1 protein-coding gene is annotated in these 241 nt (G+C 66.0%); it reads left to right on the top strand.

Annotated elements, in window-relative coordinates:
* On the top strand, positions 1 to 241 hold a 241-nt coding region (locus M2D63_RS26035), incomplete at both ends, for a TatD family hydrolase (RefSeq protein WP_285865917.1).

Raw genomic sequence — 241 nt, 5'->3', positions numbered from 1 at the left:
GCTGTTCGGCTATCTGGACCTGGACCTACACATCGGCAGCACCGGCTGGATCTGCGACGAGCGGCGCGGCACCCACCTGCATCCGCTGCTCGGCAGCATCGCCCAGGGCCGACTGATTCTGGAAAGCGATGCCCCCTACCTGCTGCCGCGCATCCTGCGGCCCAAGCCGAAAAACGGTCGCAACGATCCGGCCTTCCTCACCGAAGTGCTGCGCGAGGTAGCCGTGCACCGTGGCGAAAGA

The sequence above is a fragment of the Pseudomonas sp. BJa5 genome (genome assembly GCF_030272875.2).
GTDB lineage: Bacteria > Pseudomonadota > Gammaproteobacteria > Pseudomonadales > Pseudomonadaceae > Aquipseudomonas.
Note: the sequence above shows the minus strand (reverse complement) of the source record. Positions and strands in the feature narration are given on the sequence as shown.